The sequence below is a fragment of the Undibacterium sp. JH2W genome, assembly GCF_049340425.1.
Lineage (GTDB): Bacteria > Pseudomonadota > Gammaproteobacteria > Burkholderiales > Burkholderiaceae_D > Undibacterium.
The window spans coordinates 204,054-218,394 of sequence record NZ_JBMPOT010000003.1 but is presented as its reverse complement, the minus strand read 5'-3'; the positions used below and the strand labels follow the sequence as shown (position 1 = coordinate 218,394).

Here is a 14,341-nt window from a genome sequence, read left to right as displayed (position 1 = left end):
CTTGTTCATAGTAGCAGGACATTACCGAAGAATAACTCAGAGTAATAAAATTTGTCATTCTTTTGTTACTCCCGATGCAGTTTTGTCACATTCTTTTACGTAAGTTCGCAAAAATTGTTCCGGCGTCTCGATTTTGAACATGCCTGCCTGTTTCATTTTTCGGGCCAGCTTGAGTAAAGCTTTGTCTTTGGTGATCAATACCTGGGCCTGGGAATCGCGTGCAATTTCCAGAAATTTCTGATCATCTTTGTCGCTGCAAACAGGTAGTTTCCTGGTGAGGGTTTCGACTGTTGTGACACATGTTATATGGGCATCAAACAAGGCAGTCACAGCCTCTGCGCTGTCATGTCTGGCCGCGAGATGAGGGTAGCTGAGCACAGCTAACCATTCATCGCGGCAATCGGTACGGGTTAGGGCTTGTAACTGCCCATTGCTGAGACTCTCAAGCAAAACAGACCACCGGGGATCTTTGAAAACAAATAAATCCAGGCAGACGTTGGTGTCAATCACTACGCGCTTAGGTATGATGTCGGTCATTTTTGTCTTTAAATTCAATTTATGCTCATTGTATTATCTCCCGCCAAGAGCCTGGACTTTGACACGGCAGTAAAGACCAGAACCCTGACTACACCCCATTTTCTGGAAGAAGCTGAGGAACTGATTGGTATTGCCAGAAATTACAAAGCAGATCAATTAGCTGAACTTATGGATATCTCTCCAGCTCTGGCACAACTCAATGTTCAGCGCTTTGCTGATTGGCAAGTGCTAGCCACGTCAAAAAATAGCAAGCAGGCAGTTTTTGCGTTTAACGGTGATGTCTACGAAGGTTTGGATGCCGCCAGTCTGAATGCACCACAAGTAAAATACTTACAAAATCATCTACGTATTTTGTCTGGTTTGTATGGAGTATTGCGCCCTTTGGATGCTTTGCAAGCGTACCGACTGGAAATGGGAACTAGCCTCAATAATGCCTGTGGCAAAAATTTATACGCCTTTTGGGGAGATAAAATAAGTTTGTTGCTGAGTGATGTTATTCAGCAACAAAAATCACAAACCTTGGTGAATCTGGCTTCGGATGAATATTTTAAAGCCGTCAAGCCAGCCTTATTGGGTGTACCAGTGATCTCCCCTGTGTTCCAGGATTATAAGAACGGTCAATACAAGATCATTTCTTTCTATGCAAAACGCGCCAGGGGATTGATGACTAAATATAGCGCACAGAACGGCATACGCAAGGCCGAAGACTTGAAGGCCTTTGCCGAAGATGGGTATGCCTACTGCGAAATGGAATCGACCAAGTCACGCTGGGTATTCCGACGAAATATTGAAGGCTAACTTGAGGGCTAAATTTAGGCCTAATGACAGCACAACATCCACCAGATGCAACTGATTTCTGGTGGATGTTGAGATTACATTATTGCCAGAATTTCCACCAACTGGTGCTTGAGCGGGCTTTGCCTGTCAGGAAGTCGCTTTTCGGAAAGTTTTGCAGGAAGACGCGGTTGGCATCATCACGCAACTCTGTCATGCCCATGGCATCGTAGGAGCGTATCAGGATAAACATGGCCTCTTCAATTGCCGGAGCATCAGGATATTCCTTGATGGCTGCCTGGGCGCGATTGGCAGATGCCAGGTAGGCACCGCGGCGCAGGTAGTAGCGTGCCACATGGACATCATACTGCGCCAGGGCATTCACCAGATATTTCATGCGCAAGATCGCGTCTGGCGTATACTTACTGTCTGGGAATTGAATTGCCAGCTGTTTGAAAGCGTCAAAAGAGTCGCGAGAAGCTTTTGGGTCGCGTTCGGTAATGTCTTGATTAGCCAGGAAATTCAACAAACCAACCTGATCATTGAAGTTGATGACGCCACGCAAATAATACATGTAGTCTACATGGCTATGATTAGGATGTAGTTTGATAAAGCGTTCAACTGCGGCCAAAGCCTGGGCTTGATCACCTTGTTTGTAATAAGCGTAGGCAGTTTCCATCTGCGCTTGTTGTGCGTAAGTACCGAAAGGGAAGCGGGATTCCAGTTTTTCAAAGTACTGAATGGCCTTTTCGTAGCTCCCACTAGACATTTCGTCTTTTGCTTCAGCGTATAATTTTGATGCTGACCAGGTTTTGGTCTCATCGCCCTTATCACCAAACACCCCGCAGCCGCTTAAACTTAAGGACGCGGCAACAGCCAGAACCAGCAATTTCAAAGATTTAATGTGCATAAATTTGTGCGTGAGCATGAAAACAATTTACGGATTATAGCCGATGGCAAAAAATGTGAAACAAACTACTACAGTGATTTTGTCAGATTCCGATCTGGAGACTGAATTTGAAGAGCTGAACGATAGCACCGAAGTGGACGAAGATTTTTCGCCAGTAGTCGAAAATATAGAAATAAAGCTCACATCAGAGGTCTGTGGTGAGCGTTTGGACAAGACTTTGTCCAAACTGGTTCCCCAATATTCAAGAAGTCGTATCCAGCAATGGATAGAAGCAGGCTTTGTCAGCGTTGACGGTAAGCCAGGTCGTGGCAAAATGACCATGTTGGGTGATGAAAAGATAGTCATTGAACCGCAGGCTGCACCTGACGAAGGTGCTTATGCGCCGGAAGACATCCCTTTGAACGTGGTGTATGAGGATGACGACATCCTGGTAATCAATAAACCCGCGGACATGGTCGTGCACCCGGCAGCAGGTAATTGGTCGGGAACTTTGTTAAATGGTTTGCTATATCGTTGGCCCGCCTTGTTGGGTGTGCCGCGTGCCGGCATCGTGCACAGGCTGGATAAAGACACATCGGGTTTGATGGTGGTGGCGAAGACCTTGATCGCCCATACTGAGTTGGTCCGGCAATTACAGGACAGGACAGTCAAGCGTGAGTATTATGCCCTGGTCTGGGGTACACCGAATTTGTCTGGCACTGTCGATGCGCCTATGGCCAGGCATCCACGTGACCGTATCAAGATGGCGGTTTCTCAAAGCATGCTTGCCAAACCCGCAGTGACCCATTTTCAGCGCGTAGCTGCTGGCATGCTGGAAAAATTTCCTGTCAGTTTGGTGGCCTGTCAACTGGAAACTGGTCGCACCCATCAAATACGCGTGCATATGTTGTCACTGGGCTTTCCGTTGGTAGGCGACCCTTTGTATGGCAAGCAGCATCTGGCGCGCTTCTTCCCACGCCAGGCATTGCAGGCGCGCAAGCTGGGCTTGACGCATCCGACCACAGGCGAGCATGTGGAATGGGAAATACCTCTGGCTGATGATTTTGCAGCATTGCTGCTGCAGGCTGGCATACAGTTGGCAGCTAAATAAGTATGAAATCAGACAGCAAGAACATCACTGATCTTGCTTCTTTCCCCGTGGTGCTGCCCAGCTGGCAGCACGCGCCCACAACCGTACGGGCGTTCACCACTACCCGTCACGGCGGGTTCAGCCTTGGCCCCTATGGAGATGCGAACGGCAGCGCCGGTCTCAATCTCGGTGACCATGTCAACGACAATCCCATTACTGTAAAACAGAATCGGGATAAATTAAATCGTCAATTGCCGTCGGATGTCATATTCTTATCACAAGTGCATGGCAATATAGTACTTGATGCAGCAAATCTCTCTTCTGGAAATGTCGCTGATGCCGTATTCACGACGCAGCCGGGCATGGTCTGCGCAGTGTTGACGGCGGATTGTCTGCCAGTTTTGTTCACTGACGTTACTGGCAAGGTCGTAGCGGCAGCACATGCTGGTTGGCGTGGCCTGGCTTCTGGCGTATTGCAAAATACCGTGCAAGCCATGCGTGACAAAGGGGCAGGGGAGATTATTGCGTGGCTGGGGCCAGCGATAGGTCCGCAAGAGTTTGAAGTCGGGCCTGATGTACTGGAGGTCTTTGCTGCGCAGCTTACTGAAATACGGCCATATTTTCAGATGAAAGCCAGGGTGGGTAATGCCGAAAAATATTTGGCTGATATTTACGGCCTGGCAAGAAAATTGCTAAACGATATACATGTTCATCATGTGTATGGTGGAGATCGATGTACAGTGAGAGAGGCGACGGAGTTTTATTCCTATCGTCGCGACGGTGTCAGCGGCAGGATGGCCAGCCTGATTTGGATGGCGCAGAACTAAGTTGCTAACTGAGACAGGTCAGGCTTCGTTTTGGCTTGCTTGATCGACTTCGAAAATTGTGGCGGTTTCAGATTGTTTTTGCAGTGCAGCTTGTTTTTCCAGACGTTCGCGCTTGCGCTGTGGCGTGCGCATCAGGTATAAAACTATTGTTAAAGGAAAAACGCAATACAGCAGGAAAGTCATGATGCCTGCGATCACTGTATGCTCAGTGATCGACATCATCAGTACGACATAAATCCAGGCGATTGCAACGATATACATAAAAACCTTTACTTGAATTTGATGGATGTTTGATGTGCGCATGCAATAGAAGATACTGTATTGCAGCTTAATTAATCCGAGAAAGAAAGCTCAAAATTATTTCGAAACGATACGCGAAAATCAGGAGGCACGCATGAAGACTTTCGATCCTCAAGCTATGTACTCCGAGTGGATGTCACAGCTAGTGAATCAAGATAAATGGCAGGAGTGGATGAAACCTGCTGCAACAATCAACCCCCTGCCGGCAGCGGATATGCTGAAGGACTTGGGGGCGCAGATAGACCCGGCCACCATGACACGCTTGCAAACGGAGTATATGCAAGAGTTTGGCAAGTTATGGCAAGACTTTGCCGTATCCAAAATCCCTGATTTGAAAGACAGGCGTTTTTCTGCGCCAGACTGGCATAATCATGCCATGCACTCTTATAGTGCAGCCTCATATTTGCTGAATGCACGTTTTTTGATGGCGATGGCAGAGTCTGTGCAAGCTCCGGTCAAGACAAAACAGAAAATCGGTTTTGCAGTGCAGCAAATGATTGACGCCATGTCGCCAGCCAATTTCCTGGTCACTAATCCTGAGGCGCAAAGCAAGCTGATCGAGAGTAAAGGGGAAAGTCTGGCCAAGGGAATTACCCAAATGCTGGCTGATATGCAAAAAGGCCGCATCTCCCAGACAGATGAATCTGCCTTCGAAGTTGGCAAAAATGTCGCCACTTCAGCTGGTACCGTGGTCTATGAAAACCATTTGTTCCAACTGATTCAATATCAGCCAACCACCAAGACCGTGCATCAGCGCCCCTTGTTGATGGTACCGCCTTGTATCAACAAATACTACATCCTGGATTTGCAGCCTGAAAACTCTGTCGTGCGTTATGCCGTTGATCAAGGGCACACGGTGTTCCTGGTGTCCTGGGCGAATCCTGATGAAAGCATGGCTGAGGTCAGCTGGAATAACTATATAGAAGATGGTGCCATACAGGCCATTAAGGTCGTGCAAAAGATCAGCAAGCAGGACAAGATCAATACTTTTGGCTTTTGTGTGGGCGGCACTATTGTTTCGACGGCCTTGTCAGTGCTGGCGGCCCGTGGTGAACACCCAGCCAGCAGCCTGACTTTGCTGACTACCTTGCTGGACTTTACACAGACGGGTGTGCTGGATGTATTTGTCGACGAAATGCAAGTCAAGATGCGTGAGCAAACCATAGGCCAACGGGGTATCTTGCCGGGTAAAGACCTGGCCAGCACGTTCTCCAGCTTACGGGCAAATGACCTGGTCTGGAATTATGTGCAGTCGAATTACCTCAAGGGCGAGGCACCGCCGCCTTTCGATCTCTTGTACTGGAATGCCGATAGCACCAACTTGCCTGGCCCTATGTTTTGCTGGTATTTGCGTAATACCTATCTGGAAAATAAACTCAAGCAACCGGGGGCATTGACGGTAGCTGGCAGCAAAGTGGATCTGGGGAAAATTGATGCGCCTTGCTTTATCTATGGTTCGCGTGAGGACCATATAGTGCCATGGCAGGCAGCTTTTGCTTCCACCGCGTTGCTGAATCCACGGCATAAGAACAGGAACCGTTTTGTGTTGGGTGCCTCTGGTCATATTGCTGGTGTCGTTAATCCACCTGCCAAGAAAAAAAGAAGTTACTGGACCAATGAGCAAGCCGGTCTGGATTCAGAGAGTTGGCTGGCAGGTGCTGCCGAACACCCAGGTAGCTGGTGGCCAGAATGGTCGGCCTTTTTGGCTGAACATGGTGGTAAAATGGTAAAAATACCAACAGTTCCCGGTAATGCAGAATTTCCAGCAATTGAGGATGCACCGGGACGCTACGTCAAGGTAAGAGCAGATTGAAGGTTTGTCGTTAAGTAATAAATTTCAATGAGGAGAACAAGTATGTCAAAACGTGTTGCTTATGTTACTGGTGGTATGGGTGGTATTGGAACTCCAATTTGCAGACGTTTGTGCAGAGACGGCTATACAGTCGTTGCAGGTTGCGGCCCCAATTCGGCTCGCAAGGATAAATGGCTGGCCGATATGCGCGCTGAAGGTTTGGACATTCATGCTTCTGAAGGAAATGTCTCTGATTGGGAATCAACCAAGGCAGCCTTTGAAAAAGTCAGGGCAGAAATTGGTGAAGTGGATGTGCTGGTGAACAATGCTGGCATTACCCGCGATGGCCAGTTCCGCAAGATGAGCAAGGCAGATTGGGATGCCGTCATGGACACCAATTTGAATTCCCTCTTCAACGTCACCAAGCAAGTCATTGATGGTATGGTAGATCGTGGTTGGGGTCGTATCATCAATATTTCTTCTGTTAATGGTCAAAAAGGCCAGTTTGGTCAAACCAATTACTCCACTGCTAAAGCGGGTATTCATGGTTTCTCCATGGCTCTGGCACAAGAAGTGGCAACCAAGGGGGTGACGGTGAATACGGTTTCTCCAGGTTATGTCGGTACAGATATGGTCAAGGCCATACGTCCTGATGTGCTGGAAAAAATTGTGGCTGGCATTCCTGTCAAACGACTGGCTGAGCCTGAAGAAATTGCCTCTATTGTTGCTTGGATTGCATCTGATGAAGGTGGTTATGCTACTGGTTCAGACTTCTCCATCAATGGTGGTTTACACATGGGTTAATCGCCGCGATAACTCAGGAATGACCAGAAATTAGAATAAATTTTTTAAATTGGCTTTTTAACCTCCCTGATTGCTGTCTTTCTTCTGCAGTGCGGTAAAATATGCCCATCAGAGTCGCAAGATTTCGATGGGCATATCTTTTGCTGATTGCAAAATACAAGATATAAAAAAAGGGGACAAACATGGCTAGCTGTTTTGGCTGATCCAGAACAGGAAATCATGTTTGCGTGAATAGTCTGTGTTACTTTGAAGAGTGATCCTCATCAAGTGGCAGGATATCGAAGTGTTTAACTGAGATCTCAATGAATAGCGCAAAAAAATCATCACAGCATCTGATCAAGAAATATCCTAACCGTCGTCTGTACGACACCCAGACCAGTAGCTATATCACGCTGGTGGACGTCAAGCAGTTTGTACTGGAAAACGATGATTTCGCCGTAGTCGATGCAAAAACAGGCGAGGATTTGACGCGCAGTATATTGTTGCAAATCATTCTGGAAGAAGAAGCGGGCGGTTCGCCCATGTTCTCCAGCGTCGTTTTGTCGCAAATCATTCGCTACTATGGCCATGCCATGCAGGGCATGATGGGCAATTATCTGGAAAAAAACGTCCAGGCCTTTATCGATATACAAAACAAGCTGGCCGAGAATTCCAAGGGCATCTATGAAGGCAAGCCTTTCAGCCCTGAAATGTGGACACAGTTCATGAATGTCCAGGGGCCGATGATGCAGGGCATGATGGGTAACTACATAGAACAGAGCAAGAATTTGTTTGTGCAAATGCAGGAACAAATGCAAAGCCAGGCAAAAAACATGTTCAATGTCTTCCCGTTCAATCCGGAAGATGTGAATAAAAAATAAATAAAATATAGTTTCAATAGGTCGACATTCTTGCTTAAGCCCCTGATTCTTCAGGAAATTATCGCAGAAGCGGCAAATTGGGCTGGTAAAAAAGGGTACAATAGCGGATTCGCTTTTGTACCCTTTTTGCTATTTATTGTCCTTATGTCTATCTCTGAAATTCGTCGTCAAGAAATGCCTGCTACCCACAAGGTGGGCTTCGTCTCTCTGGGTTGTCCGAAGGCGCTCGTCGATTCCGAACAAATCCTGACCCAGTTGCGTGCCGAAGGTTACGACACTGCCAAATCCTATGACGGCGCTGATCTGGTCATCGTCAACACCTGCGGCTTTATTGATGCTGCTGTGCAGGAATCGCTGGATGCGATCGGTGAGGCTTTGGCTGAAAACGGCAGGGTGATCGTGACTGGTTGCCTGGGCGCTAAAAAAGATGCTGACGGCAAGGACATGATACAGTCCATCCACCCCAAAGTGCTGGAAGTAACCGGCCCGCATGCAGTCGGTGAAGTGATGGCTGCGGTGCACAAGCATTTGCCCAAACCGCATGAGCCCTTCATGGATTTGGTGCCGCCACAAGGCGTCAAACTGACGCCCAAACATTTCGCCTACCTCAAAATATCTGAAGGCTGTAATCACCGCTGCAGTTTCTGCATCATTCCATCCATGCGTGGCGACCTGGTATCGCGCCCGATTGCCGATGTCATGATGGAAGCAGAAAACCTGTTCAAAGCTGGTGTCAAGGAATTGCTGGTGATTTCTCAGGACACCAGTGCCTATGGCGTGGATATCAAGTTCCGCATGGGCTTCTGGAACGGCAAGCCCGTCAAAACTCATATGACGCAATTGGTAGAAGCGCTGGGTGAGTTGGCTAAGCAGCATGATGCCTGGGTGCGCTTGCATTACGTCTACCCATATCCGCATGTCGACCAGATCATTCCTTTCATGAACAATGGTCACGTCCTGCCTTATCTGGATGTGCCTTTGCAGCATGCTCACCCTGACGTGTTGAAACGCATGAAGCGCCCAGCCAGCGGCGAGAAAAATATAGAGCGCATCAAGGCCTGGCGTGAAATGTGCCCGGAAATCACGATACGCTCGACCTTCATCGCCGGTTTCCCTGGTGAGACGGAGGAAGAGTTTGAATACCTGCTTGAATTCCTCAAAGAAGCGGAGATTGATCGCCTTGGTTGTTTCGCCTATTCGCCAGTTGAAGGCGCTACCGCCAATGAAATCGCCAATCAATTGCCCGACGATGTGCGTGAAGATCGTCGGCGTCGCGTCATGGAATTGCAGGAAGGTATATCCAAAAAGCGCCTGCAGGCCAAGATAGGTAAAACCATGCGCGTCTTGATTGATTCCCTGGATCGTAGCGGTGGTGTAGGTCGTAGCTCTGCTGACGCGCCTGAGATTGATGGCGTCGTCTATGTCAAGCCACCGTTCGAGCCACATCGCAAACTCAAGGTAGGTGAATTTGTTGAAGTGAAAATCACCGCGGCGGATGCCCATGATCTGTGGGGCGAAGCAGTCTGATGAGATTTTTGCGTTTGGTTTTACTGCCGCTAACCTTGTTCTCAGGGTTTGCCTCAGGGCTTACGGTCGAGGCTCAGGATAAAACTGGGCCGGTTTCTCCTGCAGCATCGCGTTTTGCTCCCATGGCCAATTCCTTCTTCGCCAGGGGAATTGAATTCCAGGGCAAGATGGGGGATGACAAGATATGCATGCACTTACAGCCAAAAACTGAAGACAGGGACAGTGTTGAAGGTTCTTATGTCGTAGCAGGCGGCAAGCGTAATCAGGGCAAGAAAATTTTGCTGGCAGGCGAAGTCAGCGGCAACAAGCTCAGTATGGAAGAGTCAGAAGATGGTGTAGATGTGTCCGGGCAGTGGGATGGTGAGCTCAAGGGCAATGTCATACGCGGTATCTGGCAATCGGATGATGGCAAAGTCAGCAAAGAATTTGTGCTGGAATTGCTGCCAGCTCCGAAAAAACAGACGAAATCAAAAATCAGCAAATAAGAAAAGGCGCATCAAGCGCCTTTTTTATCGTCTGCATTTTTGTGTCCGTATTGATCGATAAGAGTGGCACTTCTGGGCTAACATATGTGATTAGCTAAAGTTATATATCAGGAATGGGCATGTCAGAAAATAATAAACCAGGGCTGGGATTTAACAGCAGCATCATCCATAGTGAATATGTCGCGCCAGACGGCTTCGCTGCCTTTCCAGTCGGCATCCATCATGCGTCCACGGTCTTATTCGACAATGTCGCGGCGATGCGCGAGCGTAGTTGGCAGGATAAGTCTGGCTATACTTATGGCCTGCATGGCACCCCCACCAGTTTTACTTTGGAGACCAGACTGGCTGAGATAGAGCGGGGCGAGCATTGCCTGCTGACACCCAGTGGCCTGGCAGCGATCACGCTGGTGAATATGGCTTTCCTGCAAAGCGGTGACCATGTATTGATACCGGATAATGTCTATGGACCCAGCCGCGATCAGGCTGACTGGTTGTCACGCAGTTTTGGTGTCAAGGTGAGTTATTACGATCCTTTAATCGGTGCCGGTATCGCAGCCCTGATAGAAGAAAACACCCGCCTGATCTGGGTAGAAGCACCAGGCTCTGTTTCTATGGAAGTACCGGATGTGCCAGCGATATGTGCAGCTGCCCATGAGCGCGGTGTGCTTGTGGCTTTGGATAATACCTGGTCTGCGGGCATTGCGTTTGCTGCCTTTAAATATGGCGTGGATATCATCATGCAGGCGCTGACTAAATATCAAAGTGGTGGCTCGGATGTCTTAATGGGGGCAGCTATTACGCGAGACAAGGCACTCAATGCCCGCTTGCAGATGGCACATATGCGGCTGGGTTTTGGAGTAGGGATGGACGATGTCTACCTGGTTTTGCGCAATTTGCCCACAATGCAAATGCGCTTCAATGCGCATGACCAAAGTGCCCGCAAAGTTGCTTCATGGCTGGCAAACCGTCCGGAAATCAGCAAGGTTTTGCATCCGGCATTACCAGATTGCCCAGGGCATGAGATCTGGCAGCGCGACTTTACGGGGGCGGCTGGCTTGTTTTCCGTGGTGTTTGATGCGATGTATGGCGAAGAGCAAACTGACCGCTTTGTTGATAGCCTGAAGTTGTTCAAACTGGGTTATAGCTGGGGTGGGGCGCATAGCTTGTGCGTACCTTATCGCATGCAATATATGCGTACTAACTGGTCCGGCGCCAGGATACTGGTGCGCTTCAATATCGGTCTGGAAGATACGCAGGACCTGATTGCCGATATAGAACAAGCTTTGGTGACATTGACTCAATCAGAGGTCCCTTAAAGATAAAGGCTGCTATCTATGCAGCCTTTATCCTAAATATCGACTTATTTGCTGGCGCTGCTTCTGCGGCGCTGGTAGAAGCAGAGTGAACCTCAGTCGGATTATGACCAGCAGCTTCACCTTGCATATCGACTTTATCGCCTGCCTTGAAGATCATGAACAGGGCTGCGCCTGCAAAAATAATAAAGCCGACCAGAATTTTCCACATAATTGTCTCAAAGGGGAATTTTTAAGATGACTTAAGCTCAGATGGGCTTGCTTACATCATTCTTGCATCGCCATGTTGAGACTGAAAAAGCAAAGAAAAAAGAGTGAATTTCCGAGAAAATTCACTCTTTTTCAATTCATCCCTGCGAGCAGGGATGGGGTTGCTTCTGGAGTTTAGGCTGCCAGCAATTGACGCAATACGAATGGCAAAATGCCGCCATGTTTGTAGTAGTCAACTTCGATAGGCGTATCGATGCGCAACAAGACTTTAACGTCTTGTTTTTCACCGTTGGCACGATTGATGACCAAAGTCACTTCTTGCTGTGGCTTGATCTCATCTTCTATACCTTTGAGGTCGAAAGATTCATTGCCGGTGATGCCCAGAGTATCAACACTGTCAGTGCCGATAAATTGCAGTGGCAATACGCCCATGCCAACCAGGTTGGAGCGGTGGATACGTTCAAAAGAGCGGGCGATGACAGCTTTTACACCCAGCAATTGGGTGCCTTTTGCTGCCCAGTCACGGGAAGAGCCTGTACCGTATTCTTCACCACCGAAAATCATGGTCGGTACGCCGTCAGCAACATATTTCATCGCTGCGTCATAGATCGCCATAGGTTCGCCGGTTGGCTGGAACAGGGTTTCGCCGCCTTCAACACGGGAGCCATCTTCCTTGGCAGGAATCATGAGATTTTTGATACGCACGTTGGCAAATGTGCCGCGCATCATGATTTCATGGTTACCACGACGTGAGCCGTAGGAGTTGAAGTCAGCCTTCAATACGCCATTTTCTTTCAGCCATTTACCAGCTGGGCTGGATTCCTTGATGGAACCAGCTGGGGAGATGTGGTCAGTCGTGATGGAGTCACCGAACACGCCTAGTGCGCGCGCACCAGTGATGCCAGTCGCGGCCGCTTTTGGTTCCATCGTGAAGTCAGCGAAGAATGGTGGCTCAGCGATATAAGTGGACGCAGGCCAGTTATAGACTTCACCTTCTGCGACGCCCTGGATGTTTTCCCACAGCTTGCCTGGTGCGCCTTTGACGTCAGCGTAGTTTTCCTTGAAAGTCTTGGAATTCATCGCAAACTTCATCAGTTTGTTGATTTCTGCACTGGTAGGCCAGATGTCACCCAGGAAAATGTCCTTGCCTTTAACGCGGCCAACTGGCTCGGTCATCAGGTCGCGGGTCATATTGCCAGCGATGGCGTAGGCAACCACCAAAGGAGGGGAGGCCAGGAAGTTGGAGCGGATGTTCGGGTGTATGCGTGCTTCAAAGTTGCGGTTGCCAGACAAGATGGCAGATGCCACAACGTCGTTGGCAATAATTGCTTCGTTCATCGCAGGTGTCAGATCACCGGCATTACCAATACAGGTTGTGCAGCCATAAGCTGTCACGCCGAAACCGAGTTTTTCCAGGTAAGGCAGCAAACCTGCTGCTTCCAGGTATTTGGTGACAACGCGAGAGCCAGGAGCCAGCGAAGTCTTGATATGCGGGGCTACTTTCAGGCCAGCTTCAACGGCTTTCTTGGCCAGCAAGCCAGCCGCCAGCAAGACGCTAGGATTAGATGTGTTGGTGCAGGAAGTAATTGCAGCGATCAATACATCGCCGTTTTTGACTTTGACGCCATCAGTATTGGTGTAAACCGCATCCAGGTCTTCTGCTTTTTTGTTGAAGCCATTTTCGGAAGTTGGTTTCGAGAACAGGTCTGCAAAAGTCGATTTGACGTTACCGATTTCGATACGGTCTTGTGGACGCTTAGGGCCAGCCAGGGATGGTGCAACTGTGGACAGATCGAGGCTGATTTCTGTGGTGTAGTCGATGTCGCCAGCAGCAGGGATGCCGAACATTTTCTGAGCTTTGAAATAGCCTTCGAATGCGTCGATTTCTGCCTTGGTGCGGCCTGTGCCTTTGAAGTAATCAATAGTCGCTTCGTCAACAGGGAAGAAGCCCATGGTTGCGCCGTATTCTGGAGCCATGTTGGCGATAGTGGCGCGGTCTGTCAGAGACAGGGAGCGCGTGCCTTCACCAAAAAATTCAACAAACTTGCCAACGACCTTGGCTTTGCGCAGCAATTCGGTAATTGTCAGTACCAGATCTGTTGCTGTGCAACCTTCGCGCAATGCGCCAGTCAGGTTTACGCCAACGACGTCTGGTGTCAGGAAGTAAACTGGTTGGCCCAGCATGCCAGCTTCGGCTTCAATGCCGCCTACACCCCAGCCGACTACACCGATACCATTGATCATGGTGGTGTGGGAGTCCGTACCTACCAGTGAGTCTGGGTAGAAAATTTCATTTTTCTTGGCATCTTTTACCTTGTGGACACCACGTGCCAGGTATTCCAGATTAACCTGGTGAACGATACCAAAGCCTGGAGGAACCACGCCAAACGTATCAAATGCCTGCATGCCCCATTTCATGAACTGGTAACGCTCGTTATTGCGTTGGAATTCCAGTTTCATGTTCAGGTCCAGCGCTTTCTTTTCGCGGAAATGATCGATCTGTACAGAGTGATCGACTACCAAGTCAACTGGAACCAGCGGTTCGATATTTTTTGGGTTTTTGCCTTGTTTGGCGGCGACGTTACGCATCGCAGCCAGATCAGCCAGCAAAGGTACGCCGGTAAAATCTTGCAGGACAACGCGGGATACGACGAAAGGAATTTCGTCTGTGCGGGCAGCAGTTGCACTCCAGTTAGCCAATTGTTTGACGTGTTCTTCAGTAACTTTTTTGCCGTCGCAGTTACGCAGTACCGATTCGAGAACGATGCGGATGGAGACTGGCAGGCGTGAAATTTTTACGCCGAGATTTTTTTCCAGGGCAGGCAGGGAAAAGAACTTGCCTTTCTTGGTGTCTGAAATTTTAAAATCTTTCAGGGTTTTGAATGCATCTTTGTACGCATTTTGGCTCATGGCTCTTCCTCTTATTTACAAAA

Annotated in this window: 14 protein-coding genes; 9 read left to right on the top strand and 5 right to left on the bottom strand. The window is 48.8% G+C overall.

Annotated features, from left to right (window positions below; all coding sequences use genetic code 11):
• Positions 1-54: 54 nt before the first annotated feature.
• Positions 55-537 (bottom strand): putative toxin-antitoxin system toxin component, PIN family, encoded by a 483-nt coding sequence (locus ACO0LC_RS05480; RefSeq protein ID WP_423001415.1) that lies wholly within the window; start codon positions 535-537, stop codon positions 55-57.
• A gap of 21 nt (positions 538-558) precedes the next feature.
• Between ACO0LC_RS05480 and yaaA the strand changes: the two genes are divergently transcribed.
• Positions 559-1,335, top strand: coding sequence for a peroxide stress protein YaaA (gene yaaA / locus ACO0LC_RS05475; RefSeq protein WP_423001413.1), 777 nt, complete (start codon positions 559-561; stop codon positions 1,333-1,335).
• A 79-nt stretch (positions 1,336-1,414) separates the two neighbouring features.
• On the opposite strand, the gene ACO0LC_RS05470 is transcribed toward yaaA, so the two are convergent.
• On the bottom strand, positions 1,415-2,221 hold the full coding sequence (locus ACO0LC_RS05470) for an outer membrane protein assembly factor BamD (protein ID WP_423001411.1): 807 nt from the start codon (positions 2,219-2,221) through the stop codon (positions 1,415-1,417).
• Between the two features lie 43 nt (positions 2,222-2,264).
• Between ACO0LC_RS05470 and ACO0LC_RS05465 the strand changes: the two genes are divergently transcribed.
• Together ACO0LC_RS05465 and pgeF are read left to right on the top strand one after the other, a co-directional pair.
• Positions 2,265-3,311, top strand: a complete 1,047-nt coding sequence (locus ACO0LC_RS05465; RefSeq protein ID WP_423001409.1) for an RluA family pseudouridine synthase — start codon at positions 2,265-2,267, stop codon at positions 3,309-3,311.
• 2 nt (positions 3,312-3,313) lie between these two features.
• Complete coding sequence (gene pgeF, locus ACO0LC_RS05460) at positions 3,314-4,117, top strand: peptidoglycan editing factor PgeF (protein ID WP_423001407.1); 804 nt, start codon at positions 3,314-3,316, stop codon at positions 4,115-4,117.
• An 18-nt stretch (positions 4,118-4,135) separates the two neighbouring features.
• On the opposite strand, the gene ACO0LC_RS05455 is transcribed toward pgeF, so the two are convergent.
• Positions 4,136-4,378: a hypothetical protein gene (locus tag ACO0LC_RS05455; RefSeq protein WP_423001405.1), complete on the bottom strand. Its 243-nt coding sequence runs from the start codon at positions 4,376-4,378 to the stop codon at positions 4,136-4,138.
• Between the two features lie 133 nt (positions 4,379-4,511).
• Here ACO0LC_RS05455 and phaC point away from each other — a divergent pair, with 133 nt between their 5' ends.
• The 6 genes from phaC to ACO0LC_RS05425 all read left to right on the top strand — a co-directional run bounded on the left by phaC (position 4,512) and on the right by ACO0LC_RS05425 (position 11,201).
• Positions 4,512-6,230: a class I poly(R)-hydroxyalkanoic acid synthase gene (gene phaC, locus ACO0LC_RS05450; RefSeq protein WP_423001403.1), complete on the top strand. Its 1,719-nt coding sequence runs from the start codon at positions 4,512-4,514 to the stop codon at positions 6,228-6,230.
• 42 nt (positions 6,231-6,272) lie between these two features.
• Positions 6,273-7,013: a 3-ketoacyl-ACP reductase gene (locus ACO0LC_RS05445; RefSeq protein ID WP_423001401.1), complete on the top strand. Its 741-nt coding sequence runs from the start codon at positions 6,273-6,275 to the stop codon at positions 7,011-7,013.
• Positions 7,014-7,315: 302 nt separating this feature from the next.
• Positions 7,316-7,873 (top strand): polyhydroxyalkanoate synthesis repressor PhaR, encoded by a 558-nt coding sequence (phaR, locus tag ACO0LC_RS05440; RefSeq protein ID WP_110253707.1) that lies wholly within the window; start codon positions 7,316-7,318, stop codon positions 7,871-7,873.
• Between the two features lie 174 nt (positions 7,874-8,047).
• Complete coding sequence (gene rimO / locus ACO0LC_RS05435; protein ID WP_423001398.1) at positions 8,048-9,400, top strand: 30S ribosomal protein S12 methylthiotransferase RimO; 1,353 nt, start codon at positions 8,048-8,050, stop codon at positions 9,398-9,400.
• Positions 9,401-9,408: 8 nt separating this feature from the next.
• Complete coding sequence (locus ACO0LC_RS05430) at positions 9,409-9,885, top strand: hypothetical protein (RefSeq protein ID WP_423001396.1); 477 nt, start codon at positions 9,409-9,411, stop codon at positions 9,883-9,885.
• 119 nt (positions 9,886-10,004) lie between these two features.
• Positions 10,005-11,201: a cystathionine beta-lyase gene (locus ACO0LC_RS05425; RefSeq protein WP_423001394.1), complete on the top strand. Its 1,197-nt coding sequence runs from the start codon at positions 10,005-10,007 to the stop codon at positions 11,199-11,201.
• A gap of 16 nt (positions 11,202-11,217) precedes the next feature.
• Here the strand turns inward: ACO0LC_RS05425 and ACO0LC_RS05420 are convergent, their stop codons facing one another.
• Positions 11,218-11,409: a hypothetical protein gene (locus ACO0LC_RS05420; protein ID WP_423001392.1), complete on the bottom strand. Its 192-nt coding sequence runs from the start codon at positions 11,407-11,409 to the stop codon at positions 11,218-11,220.
• Between the two features lie 173 nt (positions 11,410-11,582).
• Positions 11,583-14,318, bottom strand: coding sequence for an aconitate hydratase AcnA (gene acnA, locus ACO0LC_RS05415; protein ID WP_423001390.1), 2,736 nt, complete (start codon positions 14,316-14,318; stop codon positions 11,583-11,585).
• Positions 14,319-14,341 lie beyond the last annotated feature (23 nt).